This window comes from Streptococcus sp. HMSC071H03, assembly GCF_001813035.1.
Classification (GTDB): Bacteria; Bacillota; Bacilli; order Lactobacillales; family Streptococcaceae; genus Streptococcus; species Streptococcus anginosus.
Genome location: NZ_KV811162.1, coordinates 1 through 22,388, shown reverse-complemented (window position 1 = coordinate 22,388; position 22,388 = coordinate 1). Strand labels below are relative to the sequence as shown.

Sequence of the window (22,388 nt, the reverse complement as noted above, 5' to 3'; positions counted from 1 at the left end):
GAGGCCGTTGTGTTAGCAATTGAAGAGATTAAAACAGTAAATCTGACAAATTTACCTAATCTGACAATTTTGACTGGTGATGATACAGGGCAATTTGAATTGATGAAATCACAATTTTTACGTCAAATTCAATACGATGCTGCAGATTTAAATATGACTTACTTTGATATGAAAGAAGCCGTTTATCCAGATGTGGAGATTGATCTAGTGAGTTTGCCCTTCTTTTCTGAAGAGAAGATCGTCATTTTGGATCATTTTTTGGATGTGACAACAGCTAAAAAATGCTATTTGACGGATGATGAGCTAAAATCTTTTGAGCAATATTTGGAAAATCCTGCAGATACGACAAAATTAGTCATTTTTGCAGAAGGGAAGTTAGACAGTAAACGGCGAATTGTAAAATTGCTCAAGCGAGATGGTAAAATTTTTGAAGCAAGTGAGCCAAAAGAGCAGGAGCTGCGGGCATACTTTAGTAAGTTGGCTCAGGAACAAGGATTAGAATTTAGTTCACCAGTTTTCGAGGAATTGTTTGTCAAATCCGGCTTTGATTTTAGTGAAATTAGTAAAAACTTAGCTTTTTTAAAGGATTATAAAAAAGATGGCATCATTACAAGCGATGACATTGCTGAAGCAATTCCAAAAACTTTACAGGATAATATTTTTGATCTTACCCAGATGATTTTGCATCAAAAGGTAGATGCGGCAAGAAGCCTGGTGCGAGACTTGACATTGCAAGGTGAAGATGAAATCAAGCTGATTGCGATTATGTTGGGCCAGTTTCGTATATTTGCACAAGTGAAAATCCTCTTTGAAAATGGACGTAATGAAAGTCAGATTGTAGCAGACTTGTCCAGTTATTTAGGACGAAAGGTGAATCCTTTTCAAATCAAATATGCTTTGCGTGATGTGCGATCTTTACAGCTTGATTTTCTAAAAAAAGTACTTGCTTGCTTGATTGAAACAGATTACCAAATCAAGTCTGGAGTTTATGAGAAAAGTTATTTATTTGACTTGGCTTTGTTAAAGATTGCTACCCACAACTTATAAGCAAATAAGTTGAAAATTTTGTAGGTCTACGTTATCATTTTCATATAAAATGAAAAAGGGGAACAAACCAATGGCAATTATTTTACCTGATTTACCTTATTCTTACGATGCTTTGGAACCGTATATTGATGAAGAAACGATGCACTTGCATCATGACAAACACCACAATACTTATGTCAATAATGTAAATGCGGCTCTGGCAAAACACCCTGAAATCGGTGAGGATTTGGAGCAACTTTTGTCAGATGTAGAAACCATTCCAGCGGATATTCGTCAAGCTGTTATCAATAACGGTGGTGGTCATCTCAACCACGCGCTTTTCTGGGAATTGATGACGCCAGAAAAGACAGAGCCGTCAGCAGCATTAGCAGCAGACCTTGAAGCAATATTTGGTTCATTTGAGGATTTCAAAGCAGCATTTACAACAGCTGCGACAAGTCGCTTCGGTTCAGGTTGGGCTTGGCTGGTGGTCAATAATGATGGTAAATTAGAAGTGACTTCAACTGCTAATCAAGACACACCAATCTCTGAAGGGAAAACACCAATTTTAGGAATTGATGTTTGGGAACATGCTTATTATGTGAAGTACCGCAATGTTCGTCCAGATTACATCAAAGCATTCTTCTCAGTCATCAACTGGAATAAGGTTAATGAATTGTACGCAGCAGCAAAATAAGGTGTGCAATGAGATAGAAAAAACGAATCTGATTAGGTTCGTTTTTTTCTGTTATAGTAAAATTACCTATAAATTCCTTCCAAATAAAACCAGATTTGTTGTTTGAGGAATTTCAGAGAATGATCATTGGTTCGATCAATGACACCGAAAACAAGATAGTGATTTCTAAACAGCAGTTCATAATCAATATGTTCTCCAATAAGGACAATTTTCCCTCTTTTATCATATTTTCGGATTGTTTCAATTCTTTTGGTGGCATCTTTAAATGAGAAAAATTTGGATTGTACCACAAAATAAGTAGTCGGGCGAAAAGTTCGCTGCGCAGGATGCGTCAATCGCAGCTTTATTTTAAAGAATTGATGGATTGTTCGAAGATAGAGAGCCGTAAAATAGAGAGAAATAGAGCTAATAAAAGAATAAGGTTGAATTTGAATCATTATGTTTCCTCCTAGCTTATATCCTACCATATCAAATGAAAGATAACTGAGCAAATCCTGAACGGTATGTATAATGTCCTGAACAGCATTTTTGAACCATTCAGGCCATTATACATACCGTTTAAGATTTTTGTAATTTATTTAAAAATATTTTGGGATAATCATATTATAACGATGAAAGGGCTTATTCTATCAGATGATTATTTTAGATAAATTTTTCAGTCCATCAGCCACAGTGCTATTAAGACTAGAAAAAATTCAAAATTGGGGAGATAGCAATGCCACAGCACTGTTTATTCTTTTTTTATCACTCAGCTATTTATTTATCCATTCTATTCCCATATTAAGTATTCTACTAACCGGCTTTGCTTTTAGTATGATGATAAGTTATGTTTTAATAGATGTTTATCTCAAATTACGTGTCTACTATTACCTACGTAACAAATAATCCGAGTTTATTTTAGAAAGGAAATCATTGTTGTGAATGTTAAGAAAACATTTGTTCCTCAAATAGATGCAAGAGATTGCGGTGTCGCTGCGCTTGCTTCCATTGCAAAATACTATGGTTCAGACTACTCTCTTGCACATCTGAGAGAACTTGCTAAGACAAGTAAAGAAGGGACAACGGCTCTTGGAATTGTTCAAGCAGCGCAAGAAATAGGTTTTGAGACACGACCGATTCAAGGGGATATGTCTTTGTTTGATATGGAAGCTATTCCCTATCCTTTTATCGTTCATGTTCAGAAAAAAGCTAAACTCCCACATTATTATGTTATCTATAAAAATACGAAAAAAGGTCTGCTAGTTGGAGATCCTGACCCAAGTGTAAAAATAACTAAGATATCAAAAGAGACATTTGCAACAGAATGGACTGGTGTTGCTATTTTTTTAGCACCAGAACCTAGCTATAAACCACATAAGGATAAGAAGAATGGGCTTACTAGCTTTTTACCACTCATCTTTAAACAGCGTTCTTTGATTTTTTATATTGTCTTAGCTAGTTTGCTTGTGACCCTCATTAACATTGTTAGTTCTTATTATCTGCAAGGGATTTTGGATGAATACATTCCAAATCAGATGAAATCAACTCTTGGAATCGTTTCAATTGGGCTTATCATTACTTACATCTTGCAGCAAATGATGAGTTTTTCCAGAGATTACTTATTGATTATACTTAGTCAGCGATTAACCATCGATGTAATTTTATCATATATTCGACACATTTTTGAATTACCGATGTCTTTTTTTGCTACGAGACGCACTGGAGAAATTATTTCTCGTTTTACAGATGCTAATTCCATTATTGATGCTCTCGCTTCTACAATACTTTCACTCTTTCTTGACCTTTTTATTTTGATAATGGTAGGAGGGGTACTATTATTACAGAATACCAACCTTTTCTTCCTCACTCTGCTTGCTATTCCTATCTATACAGTGATTATTTTTGCTTTTATAAAGCCTTTTGAAAAAATGAATCATGACGTTATGCAAAGTAATTCCATGGTAAATTCTGCTATTATCGAAGATATTAATGGCATTGAAACGATTAAATCTTTAACCAGCGAAGAAACTCGTTACCAAAAGATAGACAGCGAATTTGTAAATTATTTAGATAAATCTTTTACGCTTAGTAAATATTCCATTATGCAGACATCTCTCAAACAAGGAGCACAATTTATTTTGAATGTTGTTATTCTATGGGTTGGAGCATCTCTGGCTATGTCTCAAAAAATTTCGATTGGACAGCTGATTACTTTTAATGCACTCCTTTCGTATTTTACAAGTCCACTTGAAAGTATCATCAATCTGCAAACTAAGCTGCAGTCGGCTAAGGTTGCTAACAAGCGGTTGAATGAAGTTTATCTGGTAGAATCCGAATTCAAAACCAAACAAGTCATTACAGAGAAAAATTTCTTGGCTGGTGACATTACTTTTCATGATGTTTCTTATAAATATGGCTTCGGACGAGATACGTTATCGGATATTAACTTAACAATAAAAACAGGAGATAAGGTGAGCTTAGTCGGCATCAGTGGTTCGGGAAAGACAACACTTGCCAAAATGATGGTTCATTTTTATGAGCCTTATAAAGGGCAAATCCGTCTTAATGGAAATGATCTTAAAATGATTGATAAGAAGACGCTTCGTCAATATATCAATTATTTACCACAACAAGCCTATATTTTTAGTGGTTCCATCTTAGCAAATCTTACATTAGGGACGAATCAAATATTTTCTCAAGAAGAGATTATTCGCGCTTGTGAAATTGCAGAAATTCGTTCGGATATTGAACAAATGCCTATGGGATATCAAACAGAATTGTCCGATGGAGCTGGTCTATCAGGTGGACAAAAGCAAAGAATTGCTCTAGCACGCGCCCTCTTAACAAAGTCACCAATTCTTATTCTTGATGAGGCAACGAGCGGATTGGATGTTTTAACTGAGAAAAAGGTCATTGACAATCTGATGGGCTTAAAAGACAAAACGATTATTTTTGTTGCTCATCGTCTCAGCATTTCAAAGCGGACAAATCAAGTGATTGTTCTTGATAAAGGACAGATTATTGAAACTGGTTCCCACACTAAATTGATGGAAAGAAAAGGTTTTTATCATCATTTATTTAGCAAATAAGGAGTGAATTATGAATCCCAATCTGTTTAAAAGTGCAGAATTTTATCATCGAAGATACCATAACTTTGCGACCGTTCTTATTCTTCCTTTGGTATTGTTCGTTCTATTTCTGGTTCTTTTTTCTTTTATCGGTCAAAAGGAAGTGACTATCAAATCTATCGGTGAAATTACACCAACGAAAGTCATTGCTATGATCCAATCAAGCAGCAATAATACGATTTTGATTAACCATTTAGCCGAAAATAAGGCAGTCGTAAAAGGAGAGTTGTTGATTCAATATGCAAAAAATATGGAAGTCTCTCAACAAACAGCTATTAAAACTCAACTTGCAACTTATCAACGACAAAAAGTTGGCATAGAAACACTCAAATCGAGTTTGCATCAAGGGATAAATCTTTTTTCGGGTGAAGATGAATTTGGCTATGCTAATACTTTTAACAATTTTATCAAGCAATCGCAGGATCTATCATTAGGAATTTCAAAAAGCAATATCGAAGTCAGTAAACAAGCTTCTTTGGCTCATAACACAATTGCTGCGATTGATCAGCAAATCAATGATTTAACAAAACAGATAAATGATTATCGTGAACTGCATCAGGTCATCTCGGAGAATGCTTCACATTTACCAAAGAGTAATCCACATCAGACAACATTCAACATGTATAAGAAACAGTATCAAGCTAATCCAGATACTTCCCTCACAAATCAGTATTTGTCTCAAATTGATACCAATATATCCAATTTAAACTCTTCCATTGCGAATCTAAAGATTCAAAAAGCTGGTACTGGAACTGCGGCGACTTATGACAATAGTCTTTCTACGAAAATCGAAGTACTCCGCACACAATTTATCCAAACGGCTGACCAACAGTTAGCAACCCTTATGACCCAAATCACTGATTTACAGAATCAATTGAATCAAGCAAATGTCCAGCTTCAAAACAATAGATTAGTCGCTCCCGAAACAGGTGTTCTGCATATTAGTGAAAAGTTAAAAGGGAACAACTTATTACCTAAAGGAACTGAAATTGCCCAAATCTATCCAGATATCACCAAAACAAACGAAGTCCTTATCGCTTATTATGTGCCTTCGACCTATATGACCAATTTAAAAAAAGGACAAACCACTCGTCTAACTTTAGAAAAAATTGGAAAGCAGTCCATCACCATTATCGGAAATATCAATAAAATTGATACTTCCGCTACTGAAACAAAACAAGGAAACCTTTTTAAAGTAACTGCCAAGGCTAAAATTTCTAAGTCCAATGGACAAGTGATCAAGTATGGTCTACAAGGAAGAGTAACTATTGTCATTGCGAAAAAATCATTCTTTGATTACTACAAAGACAAACTGTTGAACAATGTCGAATGACCGTTTAGGACGAAATCACTACCGTTTAAGATTTAACGATTCATTATTCAACAGTTGGGTTATAATAAATATATCAAAAAGGAGGTTCTATTATGGATAAAAAACAAACATTGGATCATTTTCATACACTTACAAGTCAAGAACTCGAACAAGTTGTCGGTGGCGGCTGGTTGGAAGACTTATTTAGTCCTTATTTAAAAAAGTATAAATTAGGCAAACTTGGACAACCTGATTTAGGATAACATAAAAACCATTACTGTACTTGATATTACAGCAATGGTTTTCTTTAATTCAGATGAATCTCAAGGACATGCTGGAAACGATAATTTTGACTAGCGCTAGTAAGAGAAACATTTGGATATCGATCCAGAATTGCTAAGACATTTGATAATCCAATTCCTCGCCCAGATCCTTTAGAACTAACTCCCGCATCAAAAATATAAGACATGTCTATATGCTCTTCTTTTATAGCATTTTCAATGGAGAATACCTGCTTGTTTTCTGACAAAACATAAGCAATCGTCATAGTTGGAGTGGCAGCTTCAATCGCATTATCACACAAAATGGAGACAATGGTGATAAAGTCAACTAATTCCATTCCTTGTGGACAAATATCTTCTGGAACCTCCAATGAAACGGATACATTATGCTCTTGAGCTTGTGCAAATTTAGCAGCTAGCAGGCTTTTTAAGGCATCGTTTTGATATGGACTAACCGTCCAATATCATACTTGGGATTGCGAAAACGCTTATTGGAATCTTTCAAAACAGAATGATAGACATTCTTTACAATGCCTATATCATTTTGCTCAATTCCTAATTTCAAGGTTGTTAAAATATTAGCGTAATCATGCCGAAAGCTCCGAACTTCTGTGTACAATTCCTCAATGTGATGACTGTAGTTTTCCAAGTTTTTTAACTGTAAATCTTTTTGAAGCATTAAATCACTTTGGATTCTCTCTCGTAAATGACGGTCTAAATAATTGGCAACACTCACAAAAAGGATAAGATAAAGAACTACTAAACTTTCTCTAAAATTTAGTGTCTGTAAGTTATTCTCATTTTCTAAATAAGATAGAACTTGAACAATAAGATGATAAATAATCATGCTGATATTTACAAAGATGATAATTTTCTTATCGTTGTGATTAATTTTTTGAGATTTTAATGTCTTAAAATTATATTGAATTAAACGCAAAAAAAGTAATACTATCAGCGTCGCCATAATTGAGGTGACAATCGGACCAAAAAAACTTTTATTGAGTCTTTCTACACTAAAACTAAATAAAGGAGATATGAAAAAAATAATCAAGCGTTGAATTAAATTCCATAGTGTGATTGGAAAAAGTCCGTAAAAAATTTTTAACGTTTTGTTGTAAGATTTTCCAACAATCCAAGAAAAAATTAAAAAATAAGTTGGACCTATCAGATAAGAAAATAAATTATTTGGAATAAAAGAAAAAATTATACTATAAAATAAGTTAGCTAGAATTGCTATTAGATATGTTCTAGTTATTAATTTTTGTCCACTAATGTAGGAAAAAAGAAACAACAATAAAAACATGTCTACGATAATCAATGATAATTGCACCATAATATCATTCCCTCCGGTGCAGGGCTGCAATAGCTTCTGTTAGCCCTTTTATTTTTGATCTAGAAACAAGACAAGTAGCACCATTCTGGAAGTGAAGGATATGATTTACTTTATCCACTTGATGGACATTAGCTGGGTTAACAACAAAGGAACGATGACATTGGTAGAACCGTTTTTCTTTTTTTAACATATCTGAAAGATTGGCAGTAAATTCCGTACGCCCTCTATGTGTGTAAAGTACTAAACGGTGAGGGCGAGAGGAAGTTTCGATGTAAAGAATATCTTTAAACGGCACTTGTATTTGTGTATGAGGTGTTTCAAAGAGAAGAGAATCGTCTGCCAGGCCTTTGCCTGTTAGGTTTTCAGTATGTAGCAGCGCAGTTTCGATCCGTTTTTTAAAAGTTTCTTTTGATAACGATTTGTCAAGATAGTCAAGGGCGCCGACTTGCAGTTTAAACGCTGCCGGCATCAATTCAGAGTGACTGGTTACAAAGACAATAATGGCATAAGGATCTATCTCGCGTATCTTTTTGGCGACGTCTAAGCCCTTTTTTTCTTCAGTTTTGATTTCAATATCCAAAAAGAAAACCTGATGGCTTCCTTTCTCAGATATGGCTTCTAGTAATTGTTTAGGTTTTCCAAAAACTTCAAAATGGTGATATTGAAGACGATGTTTTTCGATAATTTTTTCAACAATAGTCTCCATATAATATTGTTGAGTAAGATCATCTTCTAAAATAAAAATATTCATTTTCATAATGTTCCCGATTGATAAAATATGTAAGAATTATGTGTAATTCTAGTATTCATTATATAAAAAGGATTGGAAGTTCACAAGAACAAAATATAAAAATATTCAATAGATTCAAAAAATAAACAAACTGATAACACTTTATAGCTATCAGCTTGTTTTTGCTTACTAAAAAAAGAAATGAAAATAAAACCAATTATAAATGATATACCAGATAGAGGCTATGAAAGTATATAAATTCCACAATACATGAAAGAGCATCTGAAGTCGGATGTTTTGACTATAACGGTAAAATAGAGATAATGCCAATCCACTTAAAAAGTAAAAACTGAGATTGACCCAGTCTCTCTGAAGTAAGATCATGTGTCCTAACGTAAATAGACTAGCAGAAAGCAAGACGTCTAAATAATAGTTTGAATTGGTAAAGAACCGAGACATGACATATCCTTGATAAAAAAGTTCTTCTATAATTGGACTCATCAATACCGTTATGAGAATACTACAAATATCAAAAATTTTTCCTCCACTCCAGATACCAACCTTACTGTAAAGTTTGGTATTCATAGTCGTTCGCGCCATATATTGCACCAAGTCTTTCCTTATGTCTGCCAATAAGAAAAAGATGAACAGTAAAGCAAGAAAAGCTGCGATATCACGTTTATGGATTTTCTTCCTTTTAAAAATAGAGGATAAATCTGCTCGTTTCAAGAGATAAAGGATGAAGAACAGCATCAATATCTCTTGAATTAATATCATAACACCAACTGCTGTCAAATTCCACTGAAACAAAATAGCAATATGAAGGGCTAAAGTTTCTGGAAGACCTGCCAGTAAAATAGTAAAAAGTATTATAAAAATGAGTGAAAATGCTAATTTCTTCATCGTATCTCCTATTTTGAAGTAACCTTATATTCTTATTCTACAAAATTTTTATAAAAGATTTCATTGAAATCCCAAATGATAGCGTTGGTGTCCTAAATGGTTAAAAATACGATTCAGGATGTCAGAAGTACCATTCAGGATTTATAAATTTATAAAATATATTATATGCTATACTAAATTTGTCAGGTTGCAACAGGACAAAAATATGAAAATAAAAAGGAGGTATTCATCATGAATACAAAATCACTCGAAAAATTTGAAGTACTGAACTCTGAAATGCTGGCAAGTGTTGAAGGGGGGAAAATAGGAGCTGGGGAAGCAGCACAGGCATTGGCTGTTTGCACAGTAGCAGGTGGAACGATAGGTAGTGTTTTTCCTGGAGTTGGAACTGCTGTAGGTGCTATTTTAGGGGCACAGTATTGTACAGGAGCTTGGGCAATTATTCGAGCTCATTAAGGAGGTTAAAAAGGAACAAATATGAAGAATACACAGAGAGTAATAATAACAATGCTGATATCTATTATATTAATTACTATAGTAGGAATGTATTTTAAGATTAGAGCGATTAACATACTAAAGCTTAGTCTTTCTAGTTTGGTATTAGAAATATTAATTCATTATTTTGCATACAAACAGAATAGACCTCAAATTACTTTATCAAAAACTTTTGATTTATACAAAAAGTTTGTTAAAAAAACATTACCGATGTCTATTGTTATAATTACATTTGTTGGTTATAAAATTTTCTTCTCAGATATTCCTAATATTTTGTCCTTTTTCTATTGTCATATTATTGTTGTATTTTATACCGTTGGTTATATTTTGTGTTTAAATAATAATATATTAAAAAATGAAAGAGAGTGAGAATTTTATGTTAAATTTAAAAGGTGAAGTTGTAAATGAGCTATCAGATGTTCAGCTTTCTGAAATTAGTGGTGGAGGTTCAGGATATTGTAAGCCTGTTATGGTAGGAGCAAACGGTTATGCATGTCGCTATAGTAATGGCCGATGGGATTATAAAGTTACTAAAGGAATATTTCAAGCAACTACAGATGTTATTGTTAAAGGCTGGGCAGAATATGGTCCGTGGATTCCAAGACATTAACAAGTCTTTTAAAAGCGAATATAAAAATTAGATTGTTTTAGGAGTAATATTATGGGAACTTTAAGATGGTTTGCTGGTGGGCAGGAAAGAAGAGAACGAGCAATTTTTCTTATCAACCAAATGTTTTCTGAATTTGATAGTAAAAACGCGAATCCACTATATCAAGTGCTGGATTCTTATCGAACAGAATTGAAGTTTGATGGAACATCTACACCTTATATATTGACTCGTATGAATATTGATATTTCTAAAGTACTTTTAAACAATAATATACGACTGTCAAGTACTGAATCAAGTCAGTTAAAGGAGCTGAGGGCTTTGTCTCATATTAGAATAATCTAGGTATTTGTGTGGATTGATAATTAGCTTCTATATAAGACCACTGAAAAGATTGGTACTGGACATGGTATAATAAAAGTGGACACAAAATTGTGTGGAAAATAGGATAGTAGCATATCAAGAAAGATTTTCGATAACATCTGGGAGGGTGTAAATGAAAGCGATTTATAAAAATAAAATAGCTGATGTTTGGAAAATTAGCAGAGAAGCTGAACAACCTGATTGGGTGAAAGAAGCGTTTGCTAAAAATTACTTGTATTGGTTGGATGATCATCTTCGGATTTTAATGGCTGGTCTGAATCCTTCTACTGTGGAGAATTTAAAAATTGGTACAGTTGGAACAATAGGCGGTGGATTTGCAGGTTATGGTATGTATGTGTTGGGCTATATTGGTGATTATTTGGATATAAGCAATCATCGGGTAGTTTCTCAAAAAATATTTGAAAAAGAATACCGTATTCTAGAGAGTTTGTAGATAAATAAATTGATTTTTCTGACCACTTTTATAGCATTTCTAAAAAGGCTCTAAGTTATAATTCACTTAGAGTCTTTGATTTTTAGCAGACCAATTTGGAACAATCACTATTCAAGACGTCAGAAGTACCATTCAGGATTTGCAGATTTATAAAATATGTCGTGTGCTATACTAAGTTTATTAAGTTGCAACAGGTTGAAATTATTAAAATAAAAAACAGGTATTCATCATGAAAACAAAAACATTGGAAAAATTTGAAGTACTGAACTCTGAAATGCTGGCACGTGTTGAAGGGGGAGGTTGTAATTGGGGTGATTTTGCAAAATCGGGTATTGCTGGTGGTGCGGGTAATGGATTGAGATTAGGAATCAAGACCATAACATGGCAAGGAGTAGTTGCAGGAGCTGTTGGGGGAGCTATTATTGGTAAAGTTGGTTATGGAGCTACTTGTTGGTGGTAAGTGAAATGGGGGAATAAATGTTTGATATAAAAAGTTTCGCACTAGGTTTTATCACTATGATGATATTAACTTGGTTAGATAAACCAATTATTTACTTTCTGGATAAATGTAAGAAAATCTCAAAAAAATAAGATGATGATAAAATTTTTACTAATTAGTTTATTATATTTACTGGTTCTCTTGATAATATATTTTGTACCTTCACATAAGAAATTTATTATCATTCTTTCATTTCTATCAGTATCCTATTTGTGGTATATTTTCGTTCATATTTTAAATATTTAAGAAAATTTATCATTTGATATTGAAAATTATCGACAGGAAGACAGCTCGTTTGATTTCCTGTTTCTTACTTTTTACCATTCAGGCTATCAGAGCTACCTTTTAGGATTTTCGAAGATGAAACTGAAATAGTTACCTTATACTGTAAATAGAACATAAAGGAGTTTAAAATGATGAAAAAACAATTATTAAAATCACTTTTATTTAGTTCGGTGTTATTGCTTGCTTTTGGAAATAACATAGTTTTTGCTGATGGGGTTCATAAAGAGGAACATCAACGCACAGCTATAACTGAAATAGTGTCTGAAGGTTCGACAGGAGCTGTTGTTAAAAATGACACAAATCAAGACTCAATTGCGACAGATACGAAACCTGTAAGGATGCCAGCGTCAAAGGAAGATACAGCTGTAGAAAAGAAAAACTTGACAAAGAATAAATCTGCTTCTACTTCAAACAAAACTTCTGCAGCAAATGGCATTCCAAATTCTCAAGACTCAAAAGAGGTTGATGTTGCTACTTATCGTGAGAATATAGCTGAACTTCCCAAGGCTACGATAAAAGATGTTTATTCAGCTTTTACTTCGGATAATAAAGAACATACGATTTATGTAGGACGGGAAACTTGTTATTTTTGTCGACAATTTTCTCCTGAACTAAAAAAGTTTAATCAATTAACAGGTGGAAAATTAGAATACTATAATACAGATGGTGAAGATTTTGATGAACATGCAAAAGAATTTTTATTTAATACAGTTGGTATTCCTGGTACCCCAACGATACTCTATCTTAAAAATGGTACATTAACTTCCGGTTGGGTCGGTGGAGGTATCACTGCTCAAGAACTCTATGATTATCTGTATTTTCATAAAGCACCGGCAGGCAAAAAGCAAGAAGATAACCCTCAACATCAAGAGAATAAAAATGATAAACAAGTTAAACAAAGCCAAGCACCAGCTTCTATTGACTTAAAAAACAATGAGGAATCCTTACCAAAAGACGTTAGTGTCAGTTCAGAGTCAAATAAAGAAGATGCTAGGAATCAAAATTTAACGCCATTAACAAATAGGCAAATTAAATATACTCAAAATAACATGCAATTACCCAAAACTGGCATCAAAAAGAGTAAAGGATTATTCCGATTTGGGTTGGCAATGGCTCTTCTTACATTATCATTTTATCTAGGGATGAGAAAAGGATTGAATGATAGAAAATGCTATTGAATCATCATTAGTAAGAATTAAAAACGGATGATGATTCTGTGCACTCCATCTTGTCAAATGTTCATTCTTCCTATATAATGAGGTATATAAGTTAGGAGGAGTGCGTGAGTAGAAAGACAATGATTCTTTGTTTGATTGGTTGCTTTATAATGTGTGGTGTATTAGTATCAAGTGCTGTATACTTTGGCCAAGCTAGAAAGGCACATCCTACGAAAGTAGCTGCAAATTATCCTACCAGTCAAGAAAAGCCAAAAAATTCGTCAAAAGAGTCTAAATTAGTCACTCGTGTTTCGTCAAAGAGTATAGAAGAAAAGCAGAAAGTCATGGAATCTGATTTGCCTGTAATGGAAGCCTATGGTTTGTATTATGATTATGCTAATCTAAATTTGGTTCAAGTTGTAAAGGCTTATCTAGATGAGATGGGAATAGAGCATTCGCAGGTTGCATTTTCTTATAAGGACTTAACGAGTGGACAAATCTACGCTATGAATGAAACGCAACCGATGACAGCGGGCTCGACTTACAAATTGCCATTAAATATGTTGGTCGTTGATGAGGTAGAAAAAGGAAATTTATCAATGACCGAGCGGTTTGATATTACCCATACTCGCTATGAGTATATCGGTGAACATAATAACTATGTAGCAGCATTTAATGGGACCATGAGCATCCCTGAAATGCAGGAGTATTCCCTTCTTTATTCTGAAAATACGCCAGCTTATGCCTTAGCTGAGCGCTTAGGTGGCTTGGATAAAGCCTATACAATGTATCAGCGCTATGGAAAAGGCAAGGGGGAAGTTGAGACGATCAACCAACAAAATCAAACCACGACTGACTATTATATTCAGGTTTTGGATTACCTTTGGAAACATCAGGAAAAGTATAAAGATCTTTTGTATTATATCGGTGAATCTTTTCCAAACGAATACTATAAACGATATGTAAGAGACATTCCAATCTACCAAAAGCCAGGTTATGTTGCAGAGGCATTAAATGTAGATGCAGTTGTGTGTGAGGAAAAGCCTTATTTGATTGCCCTTTATACAGCAGGACTGGGAGGAACGACTTCAGAGAGTGATGAAATCAGTGGTGTTGGTATTACGCAAGTTGGACAATTGGCCTATGTCATCAATGAATGGCATCGAGTGAATATGAATTAAGATACGTATATTTATAGGGCGAAGGACACGTTGTAAAAAGAACAAATTTCAGAAAAATGTAAGGGCTCTCTTTAAGATTGAAGCCCTTTTGTGTTATAATAAGAGCAGAATGTAAAAAAGGACCACAAGGATATCATGATTAACAAAGAGCATTATCGTTACATTAGAGAACATCCTGCTTTTAAAAATTTGCCAGTTGAATATTTTGATAAAATAGCTGTTGAGATTCAATTTCGCAAAGTGCCAAAAGGGCAAATTATTTTCTTTTCTGGAGATAAGCGAGAGCGACTTTTTTTGATTTATAAGGGCTATGTTCGGATTGAGCAGTATGATCAGACAGATTCGTTTAATTACATTGATTATGTGAAAGAAAATACCATGTTTCCTTATGGTGGCATGTTTGAAGATAAAGATTATCATTATTCTGGGATTTCTGTGACGGATTTAGAATACTTTTCGATTCCTGTTGACTTGTATGAATACTATTCCAAACAAATTATAGAGCAAATGTTATTCATTACGCATAAGTTATCAAATATTTTGCGTTTCCATGAATTACGCTTGCGAAATTCCGTTTTAGCGAGTGCGACAGAGCGAGTTATCCAAGCGATTTCAATTTTATGTATTGATTTTTGTCAAGATAGAGATGATATTCCTTTTGCCCTTAGTATGAAAGAGTTAGCCAAGTTGGGGGCGACCACTCGTGAAACAGTTAATCAAGTGTTGAAAAAATTAACAGAAGAAAACATTATTCAATATAATCGAAAGAAACTCGTCTTTTTGAATAAAGAATACTTTTTAAAGTATTTTGAAGATATGTAGAAAAGAAGGACAGAATTGCAGTCCAAAAAGCAATTTTTGGTCCTTTTTTAATTTAGAAACCTAAACATTTAAAAATATCCTCAAAAACTTCATTTGTTTCTAAAAAATAATTATTCATAAAACCAATAAAATGCATAAAATATTTATAGAAAGCGTTTTATTTTGAAATAATATTAGAATTTATTTTAAAAAAAGCAAAGGATTTGGCATTTTAAATGTATAATTGATTGTGAAAGCGCAAACAAAAGATATTACAATATAACATGTAAATAGAACTTAAGGAAACTTAAGTCACAAAGAAAAAAGAGGAGGACATAAGATGTCTACACATCCTATTCATGTTTTCTCAGAAATAGGAAAACTGAAAAAAGTTATGCTACATCGTCCTGGTAAAGAGTTGGAAAACTTGATGCCAGACCATTTGGAACGTCTACTTTTTGACGATATTCCATTCTTGGAAGATGCTCAAAAAGAACACGATGCATTCGCAGACGCTCTACGTAAAGAAGGTATTGAAGTTCTTTACCTCGAAAAATTGACTGCTGAATCATTGATTTCTCCAGAAATTCGTAACGAATTTATTGAAGAATATCTTGACGAAGCAAATATCCGCGGAGCACAAACAAAAGTTGCTATTCGCGACATTCTTCATGGTATAGAAGACAACCTTGAGTTGGTTGAAAAGACAATGGCAGGCTTCCAAAAAGCAGAATTGCCAGAAATTCCTGAAGAAGCTAAAGGACTGACTGACTTGGTAGAATCAGACTATCCATTTGCCATTGACCCAATGCCAAACCTTTATTTCACACGTGACCCATTTGCTACAATTGGTAATGCGGTGTCATTGAACCACATGTACTCAGATACACGTAATCGTGAAACACTTTATGGTAAATACATTTTCAAATACCACCCAGTATATGGTGGCAATGTTGACTTGGTTTATAACCGTGAAGAAACAACTCGTATTGAAGGTGGAGATGAACTCGTTCTTTCTAAAGATGTCCTTGCAGTAGGTATTTCACAACGTACAGACGCAGCATCTATTGAAAAACTTTTGGTTAATATCTTCAAGAAGAATGTTGGCTTTAAGAAAGTGATTGCATTTGAATTTGCTAATAATCGTAAATTCATGCACTTAGATACAGTCTTCACAATGGTTGACTATGACAAATTCACGATTCACCCAGAAATTGAAGGCGACCTTCGCGTTTACTCTGTTACTTATGAAAATGAAAAACTTCATATTGCAGAAGAAAAAGGCGATTTGGCTGAATTGTTAGCTAAGAATCTTGGTATTGACAAAGTTCATTTGATTCGTTGCGGTGGCGGAAATGCTGTTGCAGCTGCTCGTGAACAATGGAACGACGGTTCAAACACCCTTACGATTGCACCAGGTGTAGTAGTGGTATATGACCGTAACGTTGTTACAAATAAGATTCTTGAAGAATACGGACTTCGTTTGATTAAGATTCGCGGAAGTGAATTGGTTCGCGGTCGTGGTGGACCTCGTTGTATGTCAATGCCGTTTGAACGTGAAGAACTTTAAGATTAGAAAGAGGAAATAATAGAATGACAAACTCAGTGTTCCAAGGACGCAGCTTCTTGGCAGAAAAAGATTTTACACGTGCAGAATTAGAATACCTTATTGGTTTAGCAGCTCACTTGAAAGATTTGAAGAAACGCAATATTGAACATCACTACTTAGCAGGTAAAAATATTGCTCTCTTGTTTGAAAAAACTTCAACTCGTACTCGTGCAGCTTTCACAACAGCAGCGATTGATCTTGGCGCTCATCCAGAATACCTAGGAGCTAACGACATTCAGCTTGGCAAGAAAGAATCTACTGAAGATACAGCTAAAGTATTGGGACGTATGTTTGACGGGATTGAATTCCGCGGATTCAGCCAACGCATGGTAGAAGAATTAGCAGAATTCTCAGGTGTTCCTGTATGGAATGGTTTGACAGACGAATGGCATCCAACTCAAATGTTAGCTGACTATTTGACAGTTCAAGAAAACTTTGGTCGTTTGGAAGGCTTGACTCTTGTCTATTGTGGTGATGGACGTAACAACGTTGCAAACAGCCTTCTTGTAACAGGTGCTATCCTCGGTGTGAATGTGCACATCTTCTCTCCAAAAGAACTCTTCCCTGCTGAAGAGATTGTGAAATTGGCAGAAGGATATGCAAAAGAAAGTGGCGCACATGTCTTAATCACTGACAATGCAGATGAAGCTGTTAAAGGTGCAGATGTCCTTTACACAGACGTTTGGGTATCTATGGGTGAAGAAGACAAATTTGCAGAACGTGTAGCCCTTTTGAAACCTTACCAAGTAAATATGGACTTGGTTAAGAAAGCTGACAATGAAGATTTGATTTTCTTACACTGCTTACCAGCTTTCCATGATACAAATACTGTCTATGGTAAAGACGTTGCTGAAAAATTCGGCGTTGAAGAAATGGAAGTAACTGACGAAGTATTCCGCAGCAAATACGCTCGCCAATTTGACCAAGCTGAAAACCGTATGCATACTATTAAAGCAGTTATGGCAGCAACTCTTGGTAACCTTTATATTCCAAAAGTATAATTTAAAACCAAAACCGTTTACCAACAGCTATGAGGGCTGCGACTAATAGCTTTAGTCCAGTCCTCATTTTTGATAGTGCTCGTGTTCATTTTAGTATGATGTTAATAGAGGAAAAAGGCGATAGAACAAACAACCATAATTACTGATGCAGTCACTCTCAGAGAAATGTAGTCTGAGACAATGCTATTCTAACCTCATTCCTACGTTTGTTGCAGCTGGATTCTATCTTGGACTACTAAAATGAAATTGAAACACTATAATGAGAAAACTCTAAGGAGGCTAATTATTTATGGCAAATCGGAAAATCGTTGTGGCTTTGGGAGGAAATGCCATCCTTTCATCTGATCCATCAGCTAAAGCACAACAAGAAGCATTAGCAGAAACAGCAAGTCATCTTGTAAAATTGATTAAAAATGGTGATGACTTGATTATCACTCATGGAAATGGACCGCAAGTTGGAAATCTTTTATTGCAACATTTAGCAGCAGATTCTGAAAAAAATCCAGCATTCCCGCTTGATTCGCTCGTTGCGATGACAGAAGGAAGTATCGGCTACTGGTTGCAAAATGCTCTTCAAAATGCTTTACGTGAAGAAGGGATTGAAAAAGAAGTTGCTTCTGTTGTGACACAAGTCGTGGTTGACAAAAACGACCCAGCTTTCACAAATTTGAGCAAACCAATCGGACCATTCTACACAGAGGAAGAAGCAAAAGCAGAAGCTGAAAAGAGTGGAGCTACTTTCAAAGAAGATGCTGGACGTGGCTGGAGAAAAGTAGTTGCTTCACCAAAACCAGTTGGAATCAAAGAAATTGAAACTATTCGTACACTCATCAATGCAGGACATGTCGTTGTGGCTGCTGGTGGTGGCGGCATTCCTGTTATCAAGGAAGACAATGGTCATCTTGCCGGCGTAGAAGCAGTAATTGACAAAGACTTTGCTTCACAATGTCTGGCTGAATTGGTCGAAGCAGATCTTTTCATTGTCTTGACAGGTGTTGACTATGTTTATGTGAACTACAATAAACCAGATCAAGCTAAGTTAGAGCGTGTTAATGTAGCTCAGCTTGAAGAATACATCAAGCAAGAACAGTTTGCACCAGGAAGTATGTTACCTAAAGTGCAAGCAGCTATTGCCTTTGTAAATGATCGACCAGAAGGCGAAGCTGTCATTACTTCTCTTGAAAACTTAGGTGCTTTAATTGAGTCTGAAAGCGGAACGATTATTGAAAAAGGATAACAGAGTGTTATCATTTATAAGTTTAAGACTGTAATAAAACTTTTTAAAACAATGTCGGTGTTTCCTATTTTTAGATTTGCTTTCTTTAAGTCTATTTTACTGTTGTAAAATGATAATTTTTTTGAAAATGACTAGTATTTTTCATTTGAATATGTTAAAATATAGTCAAAGGAAGCGCTTTCTGAAAATGGGATTCGGTTAAATTTTTACAATTTGTTACATTTAGGAGGAAAACAAATGAGTGAAAAAGCAAAAAAAGGGTTTAAGATGCCGTCATCTTATACCGTTTTGATGATTATCATTGCCATTATGGCAGTATTGACCTGGATTATTCCAGCTGGTCAATATGATGCTGATAAGTCTGGTAATCTAATTACAGGAACCTATAAGACTGTTGCTCAAAATCCGCAAGGGATTTGGGATGTCTTAATGGCTCCAATTCGTGCTATGCTTGGGAAAGAACCAACTTCAGCAGCAATTGATGTTGCCTTCTTTATTCTGATGGTTGGTGGTTTCCTTGGTGTTGTCAATGAAACAGGTGCCCTTGATGTAGGGATTGCTTCTATCGTGAAGAAGTACAAAGGCCGCGAAAAGATGTTGATTTTAGTCTTGATGCCTCTGTTTGCTCTTGGCGGATCCACTTATGGTATGGGTGAAGAAACCATGGCTTTCTATCCACTTCTTGTGCCAGTTATGATGGCAGTAGGATTTGATAGTTTGACCGCGGTAGCTATTATCCTTCTTGGTTCTCAAATTGGATGTTTGGCTTCTACTCTGAATCCATTTGCTACAGGTATAGCTTCTGCGACAGCAGGTGTAGGTACTGGTGACGGTATCGTTCTTCGGTTAATCTTCTTTGTTGTGATGACAGCTTTAGGTACTTATTTCGTATATCGTTATGCAGATAAGATTCAAAAAGATCCTACAAAATCTTTGGTTTACAGTCATCGTGAAGAAGATTTGAAGCACTTTAATGTAGATGCAGTTGCTAATGTAGAATCCACTCTTAGCAAGAAACAAAAACAAGTGTTGGTACTCTTTGTCTTGACCTTTGTTCTCATGATTATGAGTTTCATTCCATGGACAGACTTGAAGGTAACTATTTTTGAAAGTTTCAATAAATGGTTGGTTGGACTTCCGTTCATTGGTAAGATTGTTGGTAGTTCAACATCTGCTTTGGGTACCTGGTACTTCCCAGAAGGGGCAATGCTCTTTATGGTAATGGGTATCATCATTGGTTTTGTTTACCGCATGAAAGAAAGCCGCTTTATCACTGTCTTTATCAATGGTGCGGCTGATCTTCTAAGTGTTGCGCTTATCGTAGCTGTTGCGCGTGGTATTCAAGTTATCATGAACGATGGTATGATTACAGCTACAATCCTTCACTGGGGTGAAGTAGGACTGAAAGGTCTATCATCTCAAGTATTTATCGTATTGACTTACATTTTCTATCTGCCAATGTCATTCCTTATCCCATCAACCTCTGGTCTTGCCAGTGCAACAATGGGTATCATGGCACCTCTTGGAAAATTCGTCAACGTTCCAGCAAGCTTGATTATCACTGCTTACCAATCTGCTTCTGGTCTTTTGAACCTTGTTACTCCAACATCTGGTATCGTTATGGGGGCACTTGCTCTTGGACGTATTGATTTGGGTACTTGGTGGAAATTCGTTGCAAAATTGGTTGCAGGAATCTTTGTAGTAAGTATTCTACTTCTTATTTTAGGAACTTTCTTATAATAAGAAATTAATGAGGTGTTCTCTATGAAACAATTTTTAACCGAAAAAATTAAGTCTGATTATTTAGAATCGCTGAAAACGATCGTTTCCTACCCGTCAGTTCTTAATGAAGGGGAAAATGGAACACCTTTCGGACAATCTATTCAAAACGTCTTAGAAAAAATGCTAGAGATCACTAGGAGTTTAGGTTTTAAAACTTACATTGATCCTAAAGGCTATTATGGATATGCAGAAATCGGTCAGGGAGAAGAACTCCTGGCCGTTCTCTGCCATTTAGACGTTGTTCCAGCTGGAGATTTGTCCGATTGGGAAACTCCTCCATTTGAAGCAACTATAAAAGATGGTTGGATACATGGACGTGGGGTGCAAGATGATAAAGGTCCGTCCCTAGCTGCACTTTATGCTGTTAAAGCACTGATGGATGCGGGTGTCACATTTAACAAACGAATTCGTTTTATCTATGGTACAGACGAAGAAACGCTGTGGCGCTGTATGGCTCGTTACAATGAGCTAGAAGAAACAGCAACACTTGGTTTTGCACCTGATTCATCTTTTCCATTAACCTATGCCGAAAAAGGATTGTTGCAAATTAAATTGCATGGTCCTGGTTCACAAGCGCTTGCTATCGAGGCGGGAGAAGCCTTTAATGTTGTACCTGCAAAAGCAGGTTATACGGGAAATTTGGCGGATTCATTAGAAGCAGAGTTAAAAAAAGCTGCATTTGGATATGAACGGGTAGGCGATACAGTCACTGTCATTGGTGTTCCTAAGCATTCAAAAGATGCAGCTGAGGGAGTGAATGCTATTGTACGTTTGGCAATGGGGCTAAATCCACTTGTTCAACACTCTACTATTCAATTTATGGCAAAAGCAGTTGGTGAAGATGCTACAGGCAGCAGCTTGTTTGGTGAAATTTCAGATGAGCCTTCAGGAACCTTGTCGTTCAATGTTTCTGGGCTAACTATAAATCAAGACGAGTCCGAGATTCGGATTGATTTGCGGATTCCAGTTCTTGCTGACAAAGATAAATTAGTACGAGAACTAAGTCAAATTGCTGAAAAATATCAATTACGTTATGAAGAATTTGATTATCTTGCACCGTTATATGTGCCACTTGATAGTGAATTGGTCAGTACCTTAATGGCTGTCTATAAAGAAAAAACCAATAATGATAGCCCTGCTGTGTCTTCTGGCGGTGCTACATTTGCTCGCACCATGCCAAATTGCGTGGCCTTTGGCGCACTTTTCCCTGATGCTTTGCAAACAGAACATCAAGCGAATGAACGAACTGTGATTGAGGATTTGTATAAAGCAATGGATATCTATGCTGAAACGATTTATCGCTTAGCTGGAAAATAGTTAGAAGAAAGTGGGAATGAGAAGAACTTGTAAATTGCACAAGAGTTTATTTTCCACCTAACTAGCAATCAATCATTGCGTCAATGTGGTTTTGATAGCGAAAAGCTGCGATTGAACAAAAGTGGTTCAATGTCATTGTAGTGGGGGTGATTCTGCTAGCAAAAAGAGAGGACGAGATGTACTGACCCCCAAAAGTTGGACAAATAATTAT

Annotated in this window: 24 protein-coding genes; 19 read left to right on the top strand and 5 right to left on the bottom strand. The window is 35.4% G+C overall.

From position 1 onward, the window contains the following. Nucleotides 1-9: 9 nt before the first annotated feature. Complete coding sequence (holA, locus tag HMPREF2887_RS05090) at nucleotides 10-1,047, top strand: DNA polymerase III subunit delta (protein WP_021001445.1); 1,038 nt, start codon at nucleotides 10-12, stop codon at nucleotides 1,045-1,047. Nucleotides 1,048-1,117: 70 nt separating this feature from the next. Further along, complete coding sequence (locus tag HMPREF2887_RS05085; RefSeq protein WP_021001446.1) at nucleotides 1,118-1,723, top strand: superoxide dismutase; 606 nt, start codon at nucleotides 1,118-1,120, stop codon at nucleotides 1,721-1,723. Nucleotides 1,724-1,785: 62 nt separating this feature from the next. Here HMPREF2887_RS05085 and HMPREF2887_RS05080 read toward each other — a convergent pair whose 3' ends face one another. Beyond that, on the bottom strand, nucleotides 1,786-2,160 hold the full coding sequence (locus tag HMPREF2887_RS05080; RefSeq protein WP_037590248.1) for a hypothetical protein: 375 nt from the start codon (nucleotides 2,158-2,160) through the stop codon (nucleotides 1,786-1,788). 480 nt (nucleotides 2,161-2,640) lie between these two features. On the opposite strand from HMPREF2887_RS05080, the gene HMPREF2887_RS05070 reads away from it, so the two are divergent. The 3 genes from HMPREF2887_RS05070 to HMPREF2887_RS05060 all read left to right on the top strand — a co-directional run bounded on the left by HMPREF2887_RS05070 (nucleotide 2,641) and on the right by HMPREF2887_RS05060 (nucleotide 6,405). After that, nucleotides 2,641-4,791: a peptide cleavage/export ABC transporter gene (locus tag HMPREF2887_RS05070; protein WP_003025436.1), complete on the top strand. Its 2,151-nt coding sequence runs from the start codon at nucleotides 2,641-2,643 to the stop codon at nucleotides 4,789-4,791. A gap of 10 nt (nucleotides 4,792-4,801) precedes the next feature. Continuing rightward, nucleotides 4,802-6,163: a bacteriocin secretion accessory protein gene (locus HMPREF2887_RS05065; protein WP_021001448.1), complete on the top strand. Its 1,362-nt coding sequence runs from the start codon at nucleotides 4,802-4,804 to the stop codon at nucleotides 6,161-6,163. 92 nt (nucleotides 6,164-6,255) lie between these two features. After that, nucleotides 6,256-6,405 carry a ComC/BlpC family leader-containing pheromone/bacteriocin gene (locus HMPREF2887_RS05060; RefSeq protein ID WP_003025431.1) on the top strand — a complete coding sequence of 50 codons (150 nt, stop codon included), beginning with the start codon at nucleotides 6,256-6,258 and terminating at the stop codon, nucleotides 6,403-6,405. A 44-nt stretch (nucleotides 6,406-6,449) separates the two neighbouring features. On the opposite strand, the gene HMPREF2887_RS10490 is transcribed toward HMPREF2887_RS05060, so the two are convergent. The 4 genes from HMPREF2887_RS10490 to HMPREF2887_RS05045 form a co-directional block, all read right to left on the bottom strand. Then, entirely contained in the window at nucleotides 6,450-6,761 is a 312-nt protein-coding gene (locus tag HMPREF2887_RS10490) for a GHKL domain-containing protein (protein ID WP_261673844.1), read from the bottom strand. A gap of 89 nt (nucleotides 6,762-6,850) precedes the next feature. After that, complete coding sequence (locus tag HMPREF2887_RS05055; protein WP_261673843.1) at nucleotides 6,851-7,756, bottom strand: sensor histidine kinase; 906 nt, start codon at nucleotides 7,754-7,756, stop codon at nucleotides 6,851-6,853. Nucleotides 7,757-7,760: 4 nt separating this feature from the next. Further along, nucleotides 7,761-8,507 carry a response regulator transcription factor gene (locus HMPREF2887_RS05050; protein ID WP_037590320.1) on the bottom strand — a complete coding sequence of 249 codons (747 nt, stop codon included), beginning with the start codon at nucleotides 8,505-8,507 and terminating at the stop codon, nucleotides 7,761-7,763. A gap of 168 nt (nucleotides 8,508-8,675) precedes the next feature. After that, a complete protein-coding gene (locus HMPREF2887_RS05045) occupies nucleotides 8,676-9,389 on the bottom strand; it encodes a CPBP family intramembrane glutamic endopeptidase (RefSeq protein WP_021001450.1) in 714 nt (237 codons plus the stop codon). A 231-nt stretch (nucleotides 9,390-9,620) separates the two neighbouring features. Between HMPREF2887_RS05045 and HMPREF2887_RS05040 the strand changes: the two genes are divergently transcribed. The 14 genes from HMPREF2887_RS05040 to HMPREF2887_RS04975 all read left to right on the top strand — a co-directional run bounded on the left by HMPREF2887_RS05040 (nucleotide 9,621) and on the right by HMPREF2887_RS04975 (nucleotide 22,177). After that, nucleotides 9,621-9,845, top strand: coding sequence for a Blp family class II bacteriocin (locus HMPREF2887_RS05040; RefSeq protein WP_003025424.1), 225 nt, complete (start codon nucleotides 9,621-9,623; stop codon nucleotides 9,843-9,845). Nucleotides 9,846-9,932: 87 nt separating this feature from the next. Further along, nucleotides 9,933-10,253 (top strand): hypothetical protein, encoded by a 321-nt coding sequence (locus tag HMPREF2887_RS05035; RefSeq protein WP_003037422.1) that lies wholly within the window; start codon nucleotides 9,933-9,935, stop codon nucleotides 10,251-10,253. A 7-nt stretch (nucleotides 10,254-10,260) separates the two neighbouring features. Beyond that, nucleotides 10,261-10,494, top strand: a complete 234-nt coding sequence (locus tag HMPREF2887_RS05030) for a garvicin Q family class II bacteriocin (protein WP_003025420.1) — start codon at nucleotides 10,261-10,263, stop codon at nucleotides 10,492-10,494. 51 nt (nucleotides 10,495-10,545) lie between these two features. Beyond that, nucleotides 10,546-10,836 carry a bacteriocin immunity family protein gene (locus HMPREF2887_RS05025; protein ID WP_021001453.1) on the top strand — a complete coding sequence of 97 codons (291 nt, stop codon included), beginning with the start codon at nucleotides 10,546-10,548 and terminating at the stop codon, nucleotides 10,834-10,836. A 151-nt stretch (nucleotides 10,837-10,987) separates the two neighbouring features. Beyond that, nucleotides 10,988-11,308, top strand: coding sequence for a hypothetical protein (locus tag HMPREF2887_RS05020; protein ID WP_057489587.1), 321 nt, complete (start codon nucleotides 10,988-10,990; stop codon nucleotides 11,306-11,308). A gap of 229 nt (nucleotides 11,309-11,537) precedes the next feature. Next, nucleotides 11,538-11,768, top strand: a complete 231-nt coding sequence (locus HMPREF2887_RS05015) for a Blp family class II bacteriocin (RefSeq protein ID WP_021001454.1) — start codon at nucleotides 11,538-11,540, stop codon at nucleotides 11,766-11,768. A 452-nt stretch (nucleotides 11,769-12,220) separates the two neighbouring features. Next, nucleotides 12,221-13,270 (top strand): DUF6568 family protein, encoded by a 1,050-nt coding sequence (locus tag HMPREF2887_RS05010; protein WP_021001455.1) that lies wholly within the window; start codon nucleotides 12,221-12,223, stop codon nucleotides 13,268-13,270. Between the two features lie 104 nt (nucleotides 13,271-13,374). After that, a complete protein-coding gene (locus HMPREF2887_RS05005; RefSeq protein ID WP_080655058.1) occupies nucleotides 13,375-14,430 on the top strand; it encodes a serine hydrolase in 1,056 nt (351 codons plus the stop codon). A gap of 135 nt (nucleotides 14,431-14,565) precedes the next feature. After that, the gene (locus HMPREF2887_RS05000) at nucleotides 14,566-15,252 is read left to right on the top strand and encodes a Crp/Fnr family transcriptional regulator (RefSeq protein WP_003025412.1); all 687 of its coding nucleotides are present in this window, start codon (nucleotides 14,566-14,568) and stop codon (nucleotides 15,250-15,252) included. A 319-nt stretch (nucleotides 15,253-15,571) separates the two neighbouring features. Beyond that, nucleotides 15,572-16,801, top strand: a complete 1,230-nt coding sequence (gene arcA / locus HMPREF2887_RS04995; protein ID WP_021001457.1) for an arginine deiminase — start codon at nucleotides 15,572-15,574, stop codon at nucleotides 16,799-16,801. A 23-nt stretch (nucleotides 16,802-16,824) separates the two neighbouring features. Then, on the top strand, nucleotides 16,825-17,841 hold the full coding sequence (gene argF / locus HMPREF2887_RS04990; protein WP_021001458.1) for an ornithine carbamoyltransferase: 1,017 nt from the start codon (nucleotides 16,825-16,827) through the stop codon (nucleotides 17,839-17,841). Nucleotides 17,842-18,130: 289 nt separating this feature from the next. Continuing rightward, nucleotides 18,131-19,078: a carbamate kinase gene (arcC, locus tag HMPREF2887_RS04985; RefSeq protein WP_003025409.1), complete on the top strand. Its 948-nt coding sequence runs from the start codon at nucleotides 18,131-18,133 to the stop codon at nucleotides 19,076-19,078. A 237-nt stretch (nucleotides 19,079-19,315) separates the two neighbouring features. Then, nucleotides 19,316-20,818 carry a YfcC family protein gene (locus HMPREF2887_RS04980; RefSeq protein WP_021001459.1) on the top strand — a complete coding sequence of 501 codons (1,503 nt, stop codon included), beginning with the start codon at nucleotides 19,316-19,318 and terminating at the stop codon, nucleotides 20,816-20,818. Between the two features lie 24 nt (nucleotides 20,819-20,842). Beyond that, nucleotides 20,843-22,177, top strand: coding sequence for a dipeptidase (locus HMPREF2887_RS04975; protein WP_021001460.1), 1,335 nt, complete (start codon nucleotides 20,843-20,845; stop codon nucleotides 22,175-22,177). Nucleotides 22,178-22,388: the final 211 nt, after the last annotated feature.